This window comes from Acinetobacter sp. COS3 (assembly GCF_000475335.1).
GTDB classification, from domain to species: Bacteria; Pseudomonadota; Gammaproteobacteria; order Pseudomonadales; family Moraxellaceae; genus Acinetobacter; species Acinetobacter venetianus.
Map to the genome: position 1 here is coordinate 39,881 of NZ_AXCD01000001.1, position 15,782 is coordinate 55,662.

At 40.2% G+C, this 15,782-nt stretch carries 17 protein-coding genes and 4 tRNA genes; 2 read left to right on the plus strand and 19 right to left on the minus strand.

All coding sequences use genetic code 11. The features are described 5' to 3' along the window. Positions 1 to 18: 18 nt before the first annotated feature. From IO68_RS17445 to IO68_RS17485, 9 genes are read right to left on the minus strand one after another with little or no spacing between them, the layout of a single operon-like run. The gene (locus IO68_RS17445; RefSeq protein ID WP_031234626.1) at positions 19 to 834 is read right to left on the minus strand and encodes an alpha/beta fold hydrolase; all 816 of its coding nucleotides are present in this window, start codon (positions 832 to 834) and stop codon (positions 19 to 21) included. Positions 835 to 863: 29 nt separating this feature from the next. Further along, positions 864 to 1,385, minus strand: coding sequence for a cupin domain-containing protein (locus IO68_RS17450; RefSeq protein ID WP_004880546.1), 522 nt, complete (start codon positions 1,383 to 1,385; stop codon positions 864 to 866). A 33-nt stretch (positions 1,386 to 1,418) separates the two neighbouring features. Continuing rightward, positions 1,419 to 2,642, minus strand: a complete 1,224-nt coding sequence (locus tag IO68_RS17455) for an MFS transporter (RefSeq protein WP_007483756.1) — start codon at positions 2,640 to 2,642, stop codon at positions 1,419 to 1,421. Between the two features lie 40 nt (positions 2,643 to 2,682). Next, positions 2,683 to 3,894: an NAD(P)/FAD-dependent oxidoreductase gene (locus tag IO68_RS17460; RefSeq protein WP_023012338.1), complete on the minus strand. Its 1,212-nt coding sequence runs from the start codon at positions 3,892 to 3,894 to the stop codon at positions 2,683 to 2,685. Between the two features lie 26 nt (positions 3,895 to 3,920). Further along, a complete protein-coding gene (locus IO68_RS17465) occupies positions 3,921 to 4,853 on the minus strand; it encodes a VOC family protein (RefSeq protein ID WP_023012339.1) in 933 nt (310 codons plus the stop codon). A gap of 12 nt (positions 4,854 to 4,865) precedes the next feature. After that, positions 4,866 to 5,630, minus strand: a complete 765-nt coding sequence (locus IO68_RS17470) for an SDR family oxidoreductase (RefSeq protein ID WP_023012340.1) — start codon at positions 5,628 to 5,630, stop codon at positions 4,866 to 4,868. Then, entirely contained in the window at positions 5,623 to 6,690 is a 1,068-nt protein-coding gene (locus tag IO68_RS17475; protein WP_007483764.1) for an aromatic ring-hydroxylating oxygenase subunit alpha, read from the minus strand. Before IO68_RS17475 ends, IO68_RS17470 begins: the two co-directional genes overlap by 8 nt. Positions 6,691 to 6,707: 17 nt before the next feature. After that, complete coding sequence (locus IO68_RS17480; RefSeq protein WP_004880556.1) at positions 6,708 to 7,007, minus strand: recombinase-like helix-turn-helix domain-containing protein; 300 nt, start codon at positions 7,005 to 7,007, stop codon at positions 6,708 to 6,710. Between the two features lie 25 nt (positions 7,008 to 7,032). After that, positions 7,033 to 7,338 (minus strand): non-heme iron oxygenase ferredoxin subunit, encoded by a 306-nt coding sequence (locus IO68_RS17485; RefSeq protein ID WP_004880559.1) that lies wholly within the window; start codon positions 7,336 to 7,338, stop codon positions 7,033 to 7,035. A gap of 275 nt (positions 7,339 to 7,613) precedes the next feature. Here IO68_RS17485 and IO68_RS17490 point away from each other — a divergent pair, with 275 nt between their 5' ends. Next, positions 7,614 to 8,426 carry an IclR family transcriptional regulator gene (locus IO68_RS17490; RefSeq protein ID WP_004880561.1) on the plus strand — a complete coding sequence of 271 codons (813 nt, stop codon included), beginning with the start codon at positions 7,614 to 7,616 and terminating at the stop codon, positions 8,424 to 8,426. Positions 8,427 to 8,509: 83 nt separating this feature from the next. On the opposite strand, the gene IO68_RS17495 is transcribed toward IO68_RS17490, so the two are convergent. The 6 genes from IO68_RS17495 to IO68_RS17520 all read right to left on the minus strand — a co-directional run bounded on the left by IO68_RS17495 (position 8,510) and on the right by IO68_RS17520 (position 13,699). Beyond that, a complete protein-coding gene (locus tag IO68_RS17495) occupies positions 8,510 to 9,691 on the minus strand; it encodes an MFS transporter (protein WP_023012341.1) in 1,182 nt (393 codons plus the stop codon). Then, positions 9,691 to 10,041 (minus strand): cyclophilin-like fold protein, encoded by a 351-nt coding sequence (locus IO68_RS17500; protein ID WP_023012342.1) that lies wholly within the window; start codon positions 10,039 to 10,041, stop codon positions 9,691 to 9,693. Before IO68_RS17500 ends, IO68_RS17495 begins: the two co-directional genes overlap by 1 nt. A gap of 84 nt (positions 10,042 to 10,125) precedes the next feature. After that, positions 10,126 to 11,142, minus strand: coding sequence for a zinc-dependent alcohol dehydrogenase family protein (locus tag IO68_RS17505; protein ID WP_023012343.1), 1,017 nt, complete (start codon positions 11,140 to 11,142; stop codon positions 10,126 to 10,128). A 97-nt stretch (positions 11,143 to 11,239) separates the two neighbouring features. Continuing rightward, positions 11,240 to 11,860 (minus strand): carboxymuconolactone decarboxylase family protein, encoded by a 621-nt coding sequence (locus IO68_RS17510; protein ID WP_031234627.1) that lies wholly within the window; start codon positions 11,858 to 11,860, stop codon positions 11,240 to 11,242. A 107-nt stretch (positions 11,861 to 11,967) separates the two neighbouring features. Continuing rightward, positions 11,968 to 12,462 carry a cupin domain-containing protein gene (locus IO68_RS17515; protein WP_007483777.1) on the minus strand — a complete coding sequence of 165 codons (495 nt, stop codon included), beginning with the start codon at positions 12,460 to 12,462 and terminating at the stop codon, positions 11,968 to 11,970. A 250-nt stretch (positions 12,463 to 12,712) separates the two neighbouring features. Next, the gene (locus tag IO68_RS17520; protein ID WP_252316397.1) at positions 12,713 to 13,699 is read right to left on the minus strand and encodes an alpha/beta hydrolase; all 987 of its coding nucleotides are present in this window, start codon (positions 13,697 to 13,699) and stop codon (positions 12,713 to 12,715) included. 499 nt (positions 13,700 to 14,198) lie between these two features. Here IO68_RS17520 and IO68_RS17525 point away from each other — a divergent pair, with 499 nt between their 5' ends. Then, positions 14,199 to 15,092 carry an AraC family transcriptional regulator gene (locus IO68_RS17525; protein ID WP_007483779.1) on the plus strand — a complete coding sequence of 298 codons (894 nt, stop codon included), beginning with the start codon at positions 14,199 to 14,201 and terminating at the stop codon, positions 15,090 to 15,092. A gap of 67 nt (positions 15,093 to 15,159) precedes the next feature. Here IO68_RS17525 and IO68_RS17530 read toward each other — a convergent pair. From IO68_RS17530 to IO68_RS17545, 4 genes are all read right to left on the minus strand, one after another. Continuing rightward, positions 15,160 to 15,233, minus strand: a tRNA-Trp gene (locus IO68_RS17530). Between the two features lie 65 nt (positions 15,234 to 15,298). Further along, positions 15,299 to 15,383 (minus strand) — tRNA-Leu (locus tag IO68_RS17535). A 147-nt stretch (positions 15,384 to 15,530) separates the two neighbouring features. Then, positions 15,531 to 15,604: transfer RNA gene (locus tag IO68_RS17540), tRNA-Trp, on the minus strand. 68 nt (positions 15,605 to 15,672) lie between these two features. After that, a tRNA-Leu gene (locus IO68_RS17545) sits at positions 15,673 to 15,757 on the minus strand. Positions 15,758 to 15,782: the final 25 nt, after the last annotated feature.

The following is a 15,782-nucleotide window of genomic DNA, read 5'->3' on the forward strand; positions in this document are numbered from 1 at the left end:
ATATCTCTCGTTTAAATCTTAATTTGCCGATAAAACAATGTCGTTAAACTGATCAGGTTGATCGACATAACTCAGATGACCTGCATCTGTAATGAGATGACATCGGCTCAATTGCATTTCCATCGCCAGTTGCATGATGGCTTGAGCAGGTGTTATTTCATCCTTGTCACCCGCAATCACCACACATGGAACTTTGATATCTGTTAAATAATTTCTAATCTCGTCATACGCCAACAAATATGATGCTCGCGTAAAACCATCTAAAGTGAGTTGCCCCATCACCTCACTGACCAATGCCAGTGCTTGTAGGTCTTGCTTATAAATTAAATGTGGTCCACGACTTGCCGCCATCCCAGCATTACCCAAGCTTTTCAACATATTTGGGCGTTTTTGATAAACTTGTGCTTTGGTTGCGTCATCTGATCGTTGATAACCTTGTGCAGCGTTAGCAATGATTAAAGTTTCAACTCGTTCAGGATAAAGATGGGCAAAGGCACTTGCCTGTAATGCGCCTAATGAATGACCGACGATAATGGCTTTAGAAATTGCTAATGCATCCATGATCGCCAGCACACGCTGAGCATAATCAGTTGCATTTGGCTGCTCAGTATCTAAGTTCTCAGATAAGCCATAACCCGGCGCATCCCAAGCAATGACTTGAAAATGATGACTGAGCACATCGAGCTGATTGACCCAAGATGCAGAACCTGAGCTGATACCATGCAACAGAATCAGTGTTTGGCCTTGCCCTGCTTCACGATAGGCTTGCAGTTGGCCATTGATCTCAATGGTTTGCACTGGGTATTTGGCTAATGTGTCAATCAAAGTCATCATTTCATTCCTTTTACAGTTAATCGCGTTGATTAACGTTTAATTTGAGACAATGGATGCTCAGGTGGATAGTTCGGAATGGTTGGTTTTCCAGCCCCTAACATCACACACATCAAGGCATCTTCTTGACCAGGATTAAACAAACCACGGTAAATACCTGGTGGAATTGAAATCAGATCACGCTCTTTCAATTTGGTCTGGAATTTCTCACCGTTATGCTCAATGAACAGATCAATCTCGCCACGTAACATGAAAAATACTTCTTCCACATCGTGATGAATGTGCAGTGGTCCTTCACATTGCGCAGGTAAAACCATGGTTGAAAAAGTGAAGTTTTCAGCTGGAACGGTGTTGCCGTCATTCACCACACCCGTTGCACCAGTACCCATATAACGCATTTGTGCACGGCGATATTTAGGGTCATAATCAGCTTGGAACTTCAGCGCATCAAAGTCATATTTACGTGTTTCAAAACGTGCGATACGTGTATTTAACCAATCTTCTAAATTCGTGCCTTCTGGCTGTGTCCATGATTCAAATTGTTGAGTAGACATTTTTAACTCCTAGGTTTTTGATGAATAGTTTGATTAATAACGTTTCAATAAAGGAACCAAGAAGAACGACCCAATAACGGCGACTGCTGCTAAGAAGGTAATTCCTAAATTAAAACTGTTGGTTTGCATCACGATGTAGCCGATTAGAACTGGCGCAATCGCACTGGCAAAATTACCCAATCCATTGAAAATCCCACCCGCTGTTGCACCGACATCAGCTGTTGTCACACGGGCAAGTAAGGCAAATACTGCTGCGACACCGAAGCCCCAAGCCATTGCACTTAAAGACATTGCTGCGATCACTAAATGTGGTTCAGTCATTAACACCATCACGTACATAAAGATGCCCGCAACCAATAAACCACCGAAAACTTGCACTGCTCGGCGACCTAACTTGTCTGAAAGGAATGCACCGATCACTTCACCAATCAACATGGCGATGAATGGGAAACTTGAATAAATACCGAACTCTTTAAGGTTGAAGCCTTTGTCTTGGATTAAATAAGAAGGAACCCAACTGTTTAATCCCCAGAGGTAAGTCATCAGTGCAATATTGAAAATACACACCAACCAAAAAGAACTGTTTTGCAATAAAATTTTGGTGTTTTGAATATGGCCTTTGAAGTTGATACGTTTACTGGTCGAATCAAGTTCAATGGTTTTCTTGAGCTGTAAATTGCGTAGACCAAATACGATGGCAATTAATGCAATTACCGTTAAACCAGCCATCACAAAGAATGTGGTATGCCAATCATGTTTTGCTAAAACTGCCGCAGTAATTGGGAAACCCAAGAATGCACCGATTGGCGTTCCTAACAAGAACATGGTGGAAGCTCGTGCTTGCTGACGATCAGTATAGGTTTGCTTCACGATGGTATATGCCAAGGCAAATAATGGACCTTCAGCTAAACCGAGCAGAACTCGAAGCACTAACATGCCTTCGTAGTGTGTGGTAAACCCCATGCAGAACATGAGTACACCCCACGATGCCACACTCCAAAACAACATTTTCTTTGGATTGAAAATATCGCCCAAAAAACTCAGAAAGACAGATGAAAAACCGTAAGCCAATAAGAAGCTCGTCATTAACCATCCAAGTTTTGCTTTATCTTCAGCAATCCCCATCGCGCCTTGGAAATGCGGATCAGCAAATAACACAGCAATACTAATCTTGTCGAAAAACGCGAGAACAACACACACCATCAGGACAAAAGCAGGAACCCAATGCTTAAATCCACTTTTCTCTTCATTACTCATACTTCATTCCTTCGATTGCGTAATGAACCGGAATCAATGTTTACGGTTTTAATTTCATGACATTAAATTCAGGGTCTGCTAATAGTTTTGGGTCTAAAATGGTGTTGGATTGCATCCAACGTTTTGCCAGTTTGACCAGTTTCGAATCATTGATTGCAATCATGTTGATCAAACGACTTTGATCATCAAGATAGAGGTAACTACATTGATCTGCCGCACTTTTGCGCACCACAATCTGTTCTGTTCTTTCAGGTTGGTAAGTTCCCAATATCTGAATATTGAAGTGATATTGATCTGACCAAAGCCAAGGAATGTCAGCGTATTCTGTTTCCATGCCCAACATCGATTTTGCTGCTGCAATCGCTTGGTTTTGTGCATTTGCCCATGACTGAATGCAATAACCTAAACTCGGATGAATGGCGACATCACCAGCAGCATAAATATCTTGATCAGATGTCTGTCCAAAACAATTTACGACGATACCGTCTTTCACTTCTAAGCCTGCATTTACACCAAGCTCTTTGGCAATATCAGCACCAGCACCGACCACCACACAATCAAATAGCTCACTTGCATTTGGATGATTTACAACTTCAACTTTTTGCTGACCCGCTTCAATCAAATGTAGGTTTTTACTATTTAAATGAATCTGTGTGCCTTGTTGCTCATGCATATCTTTTAAAAATGCTGACACATCAGGACTCACGCTACGCGCACAAAGTCGATCACCATATTCAAAGATATGAACTTCTTTACCTTGCTTGCGTGCAGTTGCAGCAATTTCCAAACCGATCCAACCACCACCGACTACCGCCAATTTCTGAGCATGCTGCAAAATTTCAGCAAGACGTTCGCAATCTTGTACATTACGCAGCGTGACAACATTAGGAATAAACTGCCACGTATTTACGGGTACACGAGCGCGACTTCCTGTTGCAATCAATAGCTTGTCATAAGGCAAAACTTGACCATCATTCAAGACGACTTGTTTGTGTTGACGATCAACTTGAGTTGCTAAAGCAGGCTTATGCCATTGAATATCGAACTCCTGCACCTGCTCTGGAGAAAACAGATGTAAACTTTCATAACTGGCTTCTTTAGACAGTACTTGTTTAGAAAGCGGTGGACGCTCGTAAAACACACGATCTTCATCAGAAACCACATGAATTTCGCCCAAAAATCCATTTTGACGTAAGGTACTGACTGCCCAACCAGCGGCCTGTCCAGCCCCTACGATTACGATTCTTTCCATAGCATTTCTCCCTGCTTCGTCACGCTTTATGCAGGTTTCACTTGACGACGTGTATGGTCATCCAAACCGCCTTCAATTGCCCATTCAGTAAATAACTCTAAACGGTGTTCCTCTACACGCGGCTGCCATTCTTCAGTCAAATAATCATCATTGGTGTAGTACTCAAAAGCACCACCCAACGGTGAATTTACATACCAAAAGTATGCTGAAGAAATAGGATGACGCCCCGGTCCGATAAACGTTGACCACTCAGAACGATTCATATTCAAACCACCGCCAATCACTTCATGAATGTCACGAACTACAAAGGCAACATGATTTAAACCAGCAGGTTTGTTTGGAATCGATAATAAGAACAAATCATGGTGATAACCCTTGCCACGACAACGTAAGAAAGCACCACGATTACGATAAGCATCAGATAAGAAGAAACCTAATTTCTCAATATAGAACTTTTCAGTTTTTTCTAAATCTGGGGTGAAAAACACCACATGGCCAATTGCAACTGGTTGACCTTTTTCATAAACGGGACTCGCTGCATTGACACGATTAATGCTGCCGTACTGGTTAATGCCTTCGGTTTTTAATTGCGGTAGTTCTTGCACAAAACTTTTTTGAAATCGAATGGTCATACCATTTGGATCAATGCATTGCACCATATCTGCTGTAGACTGATAACCATCAACATCTTTTAAATGATCAGCCAAATCTGCTAAATCTTGAGCTGGATTGTCCAACCCCCAAGTCACTTCGCGTAAGGTTGAACCTGATTCAATCGCTTGTGGTAAACGAGCATCATCACAGTCAAATATATAAATCTTACTGCCATTTTGTGTTTGATAAAGATCAGTACCTTCAATGTCAGATGTCGTATTCTTTAGACCAAAATCTGCCAAAAATTTATTCGAAGCAGCTCTGTCCTCAACACCAAATTTTAAAATCTCAATCCCTGTAATCATGAGACAAACTCCTTAATTAAAGACAAAACCGCCATTTACTGGAATATTTTGACCTGTCACGAATGAAGACAAATCCGACAGTAAATACAGTGCTGTGCCGTTTAAATCCTGTGGTAGTTGCTGACGCTGAATCGCTCGACCATTCACATATAAATCATGACGTTCTTGCGGGACATATTCAGTTGCTTCTACAAGTGTTAAACCTGGTGAAAGTGTATTGATACAAATATTGAATTGCCCAAGCTCTCGCGCCATCGAACGTGTCATCGCAACCAAAGCACCTTTACTCGCCACATAAGCCATTAGATTCGGTGCGCCCCACAAAGCTGTGTCAGAAGCAACATTAATCACTTTCCCAGCATCAGCCTGTTTCAGATATGGCACACATGCTTTAGTGACCAACCATGTCCCTTTCACATTGATGTTCATGACTCGATCCCAGAGATCAGCATCGTAATCCATCAAACTTTTACCGCCGACATTGGTTGCAAGCGCAGCGCAATTCACTAAACCATCTATTCCGCCTAGGGATTCAGCAGCCTGCTCGACAGCCTGCTGAATGGAGACAGCATCAGCCAAATCAATTTTTACAGTCTCAACCTTTAAACCTTGTTTCTGCAATTCAGCCGCTTCTTTTTGAACAAGATCATCCAAAATATCCGCCATAACGACCTGAGCACCTGCTTCTGCAATTGCTTGCGCAAAGTCTCGTCCCAAGCCTCTTGCCGCGCCTGTGACAAGGACTTTTTTGCCTTGTAACAATGCAACATTAGCCATGCGCTTCTTCCTGCATTTCAATACGATTTGAAGTATTCAAAGCTGCAATTTTCTTTAATTGCTTTTCTGCTTCTTTTTTCATTAAACGACGTAAACGTGATAAGCCCACATCATGTTGGTAGAGAAACTCTTGTTGACGTGCATTTGGCGCAAGATTTTCCAAGATAATTCGATCTTGCTCTAATACATCCCAATGCAATTTTTCTAAGTGATTACGGTAAAGGAAGCGCCAGACATTACGTTGCCAACCACTCACTTTACGGCAACGCCAGAAGAATACGCGTGTATTGTCTGCATCAATTGGTGTTGCATATCCAACAATCCAGAACTCGCCGCCCGGCCCAAAATCTTTACGATAAGGAATAGAAAGGCGTAACCAGCTTGCACCTGTATTGGCGTATTCAACCCAGTCAAAGTTCACACCAATTTGACCTTCTTTCTCAAAAACAAAACCATGTTCAGTTGAACGATGTTTCATTTCTGCGGTGCGATCACCTTCAGCCATTGAGTGAGAAGTACAGTGCAAATAACTACCGTGCATAGGGTCCATGACATTATCAATTGCATATTGATGATTCACTTTCCAATCGGCTTGGCAAAGGAATGCGCTCCAATCTTCACTCGCGAGTTGTTCAGGAAAATCGAGGGCTTTAGGTGCTTCATTAGGATCAATACCGAACCAAAGGAAAATCGCACCATGTGCTTCGGTCACTGGATAGCTCTTAATACATTGAGTGCCTTTCATTGGACATTCATGTACAGCTGGTACATCTTCGACCACACCATCATGGCGAACTTCAACACCGTGATACCAACAAGCTACACGATTTCCAAGATTCCACCCCAAAGAAAGACGTGCTCCACGATGCGGACAACGATCTTCTAAAGCATGGACTTGACCTTGGTCATCACGCCAAACCACAATATTCTCACCCAAACGAGTGATACCGACTGGATTTGCTGCAACTTCCCAGCTCGCAAGAACTGGATGCCATTGATCACGTAGACCCAAATCTAAATATTCTTCAACACTTGGTGTAGCTGACACTGCTGCGTTCATAATCGTTCTTCCTTGAATCAATAACCCAAACGTTGCATTTCTTCTGAAAAGCTTTCAGAAGTCCAAAGCTCACCAGACTCACAACGGAAACCTTGTTGATTTAAAGTCTGAACTAAGTCTGCAAGCTCGGTGACACCTGCTGCAAAGGCTTTAATCAAATGCTGAACAAAGTCTTGCTCGTAAACTGTTGGTTCTTTATAGCGAGTTTGCCAAATCAATAATTCTGGCTGGCCCGGAACTTGGATATTATTAATCCCTGCTTCCGTTGCTGGCACTGCATGAATCCAGTTGGCTAGCTTCTCATTAAATGTTTTCACGCGATTCCTTCCTTCTAGTTAAGACCTATAGTTGAATTTGGATATCTGTTCCTTCAACTCGTACAGGATATGTGCATAGATCACGGCATCCTGGTCCACTCTTTAGCTCACCCGTTTGAATATCGAAAATCGCTTCATGTAATGGGCATTCAACGGTTTGATCTTCAATGAAACCTTCTGTTAATAAGGCGAAGGCATGTGGGCATACATTTTCAATGGCAAAGTAGTTTTCTTCGATGAAAAAAACGCCAATTTTTTTACCGTCAACTTCAATGGCTTTTGGCTCGTCTTCGGTTACTTCGTCTTGCTGACAAACTGAGATCCAACTCATTCCTATAGTCCTCGAATATGTTTTATATGCAAAACTTTTGTTTATTTCCAAAACATATGAAAAGAATAATATTAATCCAGTTTTTATGTCAATATTATTAACACTATAAAATTCATATGCTTATTTAAAAAATTATATTTTGTTACGTTTCTAATAGAAAAATGTGTTTTGCATATAAATCTTTAATTGTGTATTTTGATCTATTAAATAGATCCAAAATAAAGCAGTATGCACCATTTAATTTCATCACTTTTAGATGTAGGAATTTCAACCAAATGAACATGATCATCGATGAAGATTTGCAAGAAAATGAAGAAACAAAAAACGATGACCGCTATCTTGTTCCGGGGCTTGTACGTGGATTAGCAATTCTGCAAGCTTTCAATAAAGAAGCCAAAGAAATGACGATTTCAGAAATAGCTGAAATATTAGATGTGAACCGTTCTAGTGCGTTTCGTCTCATTTACACCCTAGAATCATGTGGTTTTCTAAGAAAAGCCTCGCAAAAAACTTATGCGCTTGATTCAAAGGTCATGGAACTCGGATTTAACAGTTTAGCGAAGCAATCTTTGCTAGATTTGGCAACGCCATTGATGAAAGAATTACGTGATCAGACACAACTTGCAGTGCATCTTTCGATCTTAGAAGGTACTCATATTGTTTTTATCAATAATGTTCAGTCCAATGGAACATTTACCAGCAATATCGGTTTAGGCACACGCTGGCCTGCTCATGCCACTGTGATAGGACAAATGATGCTTGCTGATCTAAATGACACTGAAATTCGTGATCGCTATAAAGGTTTTAATCAATGGGAAACCTTTTCTGAACTGACCCCGAAGAACCTGAAAGAGCTACTTCAACGCCTAAGCTTTGTAAAAACACAACGTTCAATGGTCAGTTGGGGACATTACAATCACGATATGGCCGCATGTGCAGCACCTATTTTTAAACAATCTACAGGAAAAATGGCCGCTGTTTTATCTGTAAGCTGTCCTCTGGGCACGTATGATGAGCATTATTTTAAAAATGAAATCGCTGAAACCGTGATTCAAACGGCGGAAAAAATTTCTAAGTTCATTTATTAACCACACAATAAGTAAGTAAAAAATAAAGCATTAGGTCGATGAATTTTACCTAATGCTTTTTTATAACTTGTAGTAATTACTATTTAATCCTTTTTACGACTTGCCACAATAGCGATCAAAGCAGCAACTCCGCCTAATACGCCATATCCATAGCCGATCTGAAGTAATTCCATACTATAAGCAAAGTGACTGGAGATTAAGGCTGGAATTGCTGCACTACAGTACGCAATCAGATAAATAGTCGAAAGCAAACCAGCTCGATTTTGCTGGTCTGTTATTTGAATTAAAACGCCCATCGCACCTGTCACTGCAAGCCCTTGCGCTAGCCCAACGCATAAACTAGCTACGATAAATGCAACCATAAAGCCGAACTTTAGACTTATTAAAATGGTTATTAAAGACAGGATATAAATAAACATTCCTGTTTTGACCGCATTCTTAGCCACGAGAAAACGACTTAAAGGACTACCCAACGGAGTCAGGATCATGATTGCTGCGAATACCAAAGCAGCCAAGATCGGATTGTCTGTACCCAAATAATGATGTGCCAACGCTGGGCCATAAGCTTGATAAAAACCACCTAAAGACCATGTCGCTAAAAAAACCATACTTGCAATCAAGACATATTGGTTTGCCGCTTTGGGCAGATATAAACGTGGAATGAGAGAATGAATTACACCTTTTCGAGATAAAACCGTTTCACGACTCAATGAGATCAATAGGATTAAAGCAGCAAGAACAATTCCAACCAAAGCATAGATTAAAAACCAATTCTGCTTACCCGTTAGAATGAGAAAACCACAGCTAATTGCCCCAATTGGAATACCAATCATCGGCGCACTACTCGTAATCACAGCAGCAAGCCAACGTAACTTTTCTGATGACGTATCAACAATAAATGCTGTTAAGGCTCCAGCACTTAATCCACATGCCAAACCTTGTAACAGCCTCGCAGCGAATAATGACCAAAATCCATGTATAAGGAACAATAATCCACATGACAGCATTGCAGCCATTAAAGCAATAATCGCAACCTTTTTTCGTCCAATAAAATCTGAAATACGGCCTAAGACCAATAGTGCAACCGCTGCTGCGATAAAATAAGCAACGGATACAAGACCGAGATCAGCATTGCTGATGCCATATTCAGACTGATAAATATTAAACAATGGAATCGGAGAACCCGCTGTGACAAAGATCATTACAAATGAAATACTTGCTACGACGAAACCATAGGTATTTGAATGACCTTCACCTGCTTGCATTACTGAGTTGCCTCAATCCGTACATTCAATAATCCTGATTTTCTTAACAGCTGAATATCGTCAGAGATTTCACCTAAACGAACAAGTCCACTGGCATAACCAAAATTTTTATAAAATATGGCTAAATTTCCCCAAGGTGCATAATAAGTAATATCTCCAGCTTTCGGCTGATAACCTTTAGGTTCGCTGTGAACAGGCAAGGCTTTTGCTAAATCACTAATTTTTTCTGTAGAAGCATAATCAGTGAGTGTTAACTCTAAAGGTAAGGAATCATAAAAACTTCTTGCAGCGACAGTATCATCTAAACGTGCAGATAAGGTTGTTTCTTCAAAAATCAGTTGAATTTCCATGTCTATTCCTTCTTTTGATTACGTTCTCAGGACACATTGCAAAGTAAATGCATATGGCATTGACACCATATGCAAATCAATAACTTAAGGCTGTAATAACACTTTAATTGCTCGACGCTCATCCATTGCTTGATAAGCCTCGGCAACCCGTTCTAAAGGTAAGGTTAGATCAAATACTTTGCCAGGCTGGATTTTTTTATTCCAAATCAGATCAATGAGTTCAGGTAGAAATTGTCGAACTGGCGCAGGTCCACCATGTAAATGAACATGCTCAAAGAACAGTTCTTCTCCATTTAAATCAACACCATGCGGCACACCAACATATCCTACATAACCACCTTGTCGAGCAGCATGAATGGCTTGCATCATAGATTCTTGTGTGCCTACACATTCAAGAACAGAGTCCGCACCATGGCCATCCGTTAATTCCAAAATGCGCTTAACACCCTCATCACCTCTTTCAGTGACAATATCAGTCGCACCAAACTCAATAGCTAATTTTTGGCGAGCCTCATGGCGACTCATCGCAATAATCTTAGTTGCACCCATTTGCTTAGCAGAGAGGATTCCAAGTAAACCAACCGCCCCATCGCCAACAACAACGACCGTACTGTTCGGTTGAACATTTGCAGCTACTGCGGCATACCAGCCAGTACCCAAAACATCAGAAGCGGCTAAAAGATCAGGAATCATCTCAGCTTCTGGCATTGTGGGAGTTGCAACCAACGTACCATCGGCTAAAGGAACTCGTAATAAAGGCGCTTGAGCACCGCCAACAAACTCAGTTTGTTCACATGCTGATTGATAACCATGCTCACAAACAAAACAAGTATTGTCAGAAGCAAAGAAAGATCCAATCACAAATTGACCGATCTGAATATTTTTCACATCTGCGCCAATTTCTTTGACGATGCCACAATATTCATGTCCCATCGGCATCGGTTCAGTAATTTTTTGAATCCCTCGATATGGCCATAAATCTGAACCACAAACACATGCAGCAACGACTTCAATGATGGCATCTGTTGCTTTCATAATCTTTGGTTCAGGACATTCTTCGAAACGGACATCATTTGGCCCATAGAGCATTGTAACTTTCATAAAAACTCCGACTTTGGGCTTCACTTAGTAATTTTTAGACAAAGAAAGCCCTAAGCGTGGTGATTCACGCTTGAAAATTAAAGAAAGAATATGAGAATTAAGGATTTAGAATTTTTTGCAGCTTTTGACTAGCATCTAATGAAACTTTTTCAGCGAGAATCTGCTGGATTTGATTCAATTGTTGGACGCTCACTTGAATATTCAAACTCATATTCACATGTGACTTCAGCTGACTTTCAGTTCCAGTCATTGCAGCAAGCATACTGACTGTCGCAATTTCACGATCTTGCCAACTTAATACGTCTCTAGAAAAAATATCACCGAACAAATGAGTTTTGAGATATTCATCAATTTCTGGTGAAAATTCAAATAAAGCCCCAGTTACAGGCTGACCCACAAGCTGAGTTTGGTTCTGCTCTCCTTGAACACGCGCATTATAATCCTGAGCTAAAGGCTGGCTGTCCTTACCCTCTTGATCATCAATCCCTTGAGATTTTCTTTGTTCAATGACTCGCATAAATTCGGCCAGTGCATTCAAACTACGAGGAAAGCCAGCATAAGCATAGGTTTGGACTAAAACTGCTTTGATCTCATTTATGGTTAAACCATCATCTAATCCCTGATTAAGCCCGCGGCTTAAACTTTCAAGATCACCAGTAGCGGCAAAAGCAGCAATAGGAATAATCGCTTGTTGTTGATTTGATAAAGTATTTTTCACAGACTTCACCTCATTCTCAGATCGTATCCGTTGCTCAGTAGCGGCTACTGAATATTGATTACCCAATAGCCCAACCAAGCCAATCAATATAAAAATACCTTTTATATTCAATGATTCGCCTCTTTAAACTGTTCATCTGTTACAGGCTCAAGCCAATCTACGTTATGACCATTTTCATCAGTCCCAGTAAGGGCTAAATGAGTCATCGCAGAATGTCCACTTGCACCATGCCAGTGTTTAATTCCAGGAGGACAATAGATCACATCACCTACAGCAATTTTTTCTGCGGGCTTGCCCCACTCTTGCACAATGCCTTCACCTTCAGTCACAACAAGGTATTGTCCTTTCGGATGGGTATGCCAAAAAGAACGAGAGTTAGCGTTGAAACTCACATACGCACTTGGTGCATTTATTCCTTCCGTTACACTTGTAAGCGGCTTGATTGCAACTGAACCTGTAAAGTTTTTATCAGAACCTTCTATAACAGGCTGCTCACTCGATTTTTTAATCGTTTGAGATGCTGGTAATTGATTTTCCATTGCTTGAACTCCTGTCGTGAGTAATAAAAGTGTTGTAACTAAAGCGAATGATTTAGGGAACATATCTCTTTCTCAGAAAAAGAAGCCGTTAAATAGCGATCAAAGACTTCAAACCAATCAATATGAATAAGTATAAAAAACAAACACAAAATGTGCTGATCTATTCCTGTAAGATGTTTGCCTATTTCTATGATTTTTTATAGTTTCAAACTTATATCAATAACTTAACTCACAAGAATCGAATCAACCTCAAGCTTGAAAACTAAAATCAAAAATGCTGTAGACTTTTTAGTTTTCAAGCTTTTATCTAAAATTACTTAAGGTTTTTCTGGAAGAAATCTGTCATTTTATCGAATGGAATAATATCCACACGATCATAAAGATCGGTGTGATTCGCATTCGGTATAATTAACAGTTCTTTTGGCTCCAAAGCTGCCTCATAAGCCGTTTCACTAAAATAACGTGAATGTGCTTTTTCACCATGGATGAATAAAACAGGTCGTGGTGAAATTTCTTTGATATAAGTTAGAATCGGCATATTCATGAATGATAATGGTGTTGTTAATGACCAAGAAGCATTCGAATTGATTGCACGAGGATGGAAACCACGCGGTGTTTTATAGTAATCCGCATACTCTACAACAAACTGCGGTTCACCACCTTTTAATTCCAGTGATACTGGACCATACGCTGGTGTTCCATTCTTGGCATCTTGCCAACGTTGCTGCCCCAATTGTTCAAGCGTTTTTGTGCGCTCTTCAAGCGTTACGCTATCATTGTAGCCCTTAGACATCACACGCGTCATATCGTACATTGTGCTGGTCACAACAGCTTTAATCCGCTTATCGATCGCAGTGGCACTCAATGCCATGCCGCCCCAACCACAGATCCCAATCACACCAATACGATTTTGATCAACATTCGGCAAAAGCCCAATAAAATCTACAGCGGCACTAAAATCCTCTGTGTTGATGTCTGGTGATGCTACATTTCTCGGCTCACCACCACTTTCACCTGTATAAGATGGGTCAAATGCGAGCGTTACAAAGCCTCTTTCTGCCATCGTCTGTGCATAAAGGCCAGATGCTTGTTCTTTAACAGCACCAAATGGCCCGCTCACAACAATTGCTGCAAGCTTTCCATTTGTGTTTTTAGGTAGGTAAAGATCAGCTGCCAAAGTAATGCCATAACGATTTTTAAACGTTACTTTTTTATGATCAACTTTATTACTTTGGACAAATGTCTTATCCCATGTATTACTGAGTTTTAATGGCTGATCTGCGAGAGTTGCTTGATTCATAGTTAACGCTCCAATAATTAAAGAAGTTAGACCCAAAGATTTCTTCAAGGAATGACGAATACTTGTCATATCCAATTTAAATTGAGTACCTAAACTCGAAGGTTTGAAAGACCTAATCATGAACATTTCTCCAAAAAATCAGTGTCATTCACTTGATAAAACTGATTTATCAATAAAAAATTGATCTAATTTTTGAGTAGTTACAGCCTAAAGATGCTATTCAATGGCTAGCCCTTAAGTTTTTTAGCATTCAACCAATGATGATAAGAAACTGTAAAAATTAATCTTTTTAAAAATGAATTTAAGAATCCAAAGAAACTTGGAATAACTCTCAAAAACTGCGAATTAGCTTCTGAGAACAAGTATAAAAAACAAACAAGAAAAGGGATGCCTCATTCCTACACTATATTTGCCTAATTCTACGAATTTTTAGAATTGAGTCTTTATTTAAAAAGAGAAGACCTTACAATAAAGTCATGATGAGCAAATGAGATGTGATATGAGTACTATAGCGATAACTCAAGATCGTGAATTACGGTTGAGCAAACTCGTTGACCAGTGGACTCAGGGAAAGAATAAGTTTGAGACACCTATTGCTGGTTTAACACTGCACCGCTGGGATGCCCCAACACAGCCGACCAGTTATATTCTGGATGCGAGTCTGTGTATGATCGCTCAAGGAAAAAAGCAGGTGATCTTAGGTGACGAAACCTATACTTATGATGCTCATCATTTTTTATTTACTGCAATTGATTTACCGATTATTAGCCAAATCATTGAAGCAACTCCAGATCAGCCCTATTTGGGGGTTATTCTAAAATTAGATCCTTATTTATTAGCTCAACTCATGTTGGAAGCACATATTACTTTTCAAGCGAATGATCATGAAAGAAAAGGTGTTGCGATTGGCGAAGTTACAGCAGATATTAATGATGCGTTTGCTCGTTTGCTCGATTTATTAGCATCCCCAGATGATATCCCTATCCTAGCACCACTGATTTTAAAAGAAATCCTATATCGTTTAATGATGAGCCCACAAGGCAGTCGTCTAAAACGTATTGCAGCAACAGGTACAGCAGGACATCGAATTGTCAAAGCAATTGATTGGTTAAAAAATAATTTTGCAAAACCATTTCAGGTGGAAGAACTTGCAACCAAGATGGGAATGAGTGCTTCAAGTTTTCATCAGCATTTCAAGGACATCACTTCAATGAGTCCCTTGCAGTATCAAAAACGTATACGACTTACCGAAGCACGTCGGTTGTTAATCACAACAAATAGTGATATTTCAACAGCAAGTATGCAGGTTGGATACGAAAGCCTTTCTCAATTCTCAAGAGAATATAAACGTTTCTTTGGAACTCCGCCCTCTGAAGACTTAAAAAGTTTTTAATTAGGAAGTTTTATAAAAAATTGGCAATAAAAAAGCCCTTGTGATCACAAGGGCTTCTTCATTTATTTGGCAGAGGATCAAGGACTCGAACCTTGACGAACGGTTTTGGAGACCGTCATGCTACCATTACACCAATCCTCTATAACCGCATGATTAAATCATTTCTAACTTAATCATAAAAAGTAAAAATATTTACTTTTTAAATTTGGTGGGGGCGAAGAGACTCGAACTCTTACACCTTGCGGCGCTGGAACCTAAATCCAGTGCGTCTACCAATTTCGCCACGCCCCCGATGGATGTGTATATTAGTGATAAACTTTCTTGCTGACAAGCCTTTTTTATAAAAAAACCATGCATCTGAAAGCTAATGCTTTTTTCGTATACAAATGAAAAATACAGCAATAAAAAAAGAGACTTTAAAAAGTCTCTTTTAAAATTTGGCAGAGGATCAAGGACTCGAACCTTGACGAACGGTTTTGGAGACCGTCATGCTACCATTACACCAATCCTCTATAACCACATGATTAAGCCATTTCTGACTTAACCATAAAAAAAGCAAGATACACTTGCTTTTTAAATTTGGTGGGGGCGAAGAGACTCGAACTCTTACACCTTGCGGCGCTGGAACCTAAATCCAGTGCGTCTACCAATTTCGCCACGCCCCCGATGGGTATGCATATTAGTGAGAAA

Excerpts from the sequence above, each read along its gene's own strand:
- IO68_RS17445 (WP_031234626.1), bottom strand. The coding sequence starts at position 834 with ATGATGACTTTGATTGACACATTAGCCAAATACCCAGTGCAAACCATT.
- IO68_RS17450 (WP_004880546.1), bottom strand. The coding sequence starts at position 1,385 with ATGTCTACTCAACAATTTGAATCATGGACACAGCCAGAAGGCACGAAT.
- IO68_RS17455 (WP_007483756.1), bottom strand. The coding sequence starts at position 2,642 with ATGAGTAATGAAGAGAAAAGTGGATTTAAGCATTGGGTTCCTGCTTTT.
- IO68_RS17460 (WP_023012338.1), bottom strand. The coding sequence starts at position 3,894 with ATGGAAAGAATCGTAATCGTAGGGGCTGGACAGGCCGCTGGTTGGGCA.
- IO68_RS17465 (WP_023012339.1), bottom strand. The coding sequence starts at position 4,853 with ATGATTACAGGGATTGAGATTTTAAAATTTGGTGTTGAGGACAGAGCT.
- IO68_RS17470 (WP_023012340.1), bottom strand. The coding sequence starts at position 5,630 with ATGGCTAATGTTGCATTGTTACAAGGCAAAAAAGTCCTTGTCACAGGC.
- IO68_RS17475 (WP_007483764.1), bottom strand. The coding sequence starts at position 6,690 with ATGAACGCAGCAGTGTCAGCTACACCAAGTGTTGAAGAATATTTAGAT.
- IO68_RS17485 (WP_004880559.1), bottom strand. The coding sequence starts at position 7,338 with ATGAGTTGGATCTCAGTTTGTCAGCAAGACGAAGTAACCGAAGACGAG.
- IO68_RS17490 (WP_004880561.1), top strand. The coding sequence starts at position 7,614 with ATGAACATGATCATCGATGAAGATTTGCAAGAAAATGAAGAAACAAAA.
- IO68_RS17495 (WP_023012341.1), bottom strand. The coding sequence starts at position 9,691 with ATGCAAGCAGGTGAAGGTCATTCAAATACCTATGGTTTCGTCGTAGCA.
- IO68_RS17500 (WP_023012342.1), bottom strand. The coding sequence starts at position 10,041 with ATGGAAATTCAACTGATTTTTGAAGAAACAACCTTATCTGCACGTTTA.
- IO68_RS17505 (WP_023012343.1), bottom strand. The coding sequence starts at position 11,142 with ATGAAAGTTACAATGCTCTATGGGCCAAATGATGTCCGTTTCGAAGAA.
- IO68_RS17515 (WP_007483777.1), bottom strand. The coding sequence starts at position 12,462 with ATGTTCCCTAAATCATTCGCTTTAGTTACAACACTTTTATTACTCACG.
- IO68_RS17520 (WP_252316397.1), bottom strand. The coding sequence starts at position 13,699 with ATGAATCAAGCAACTCTCGCAGATCAGCCATTAAAACTCAGTAATACA.
- IO68_RS17525 (WP_007483779.1), top strand. The coding sequence starts at position 14,199 with ATGAGTACTATAGCGATAACTCAAGATCGTGAATTACGGTTGAGCAAA.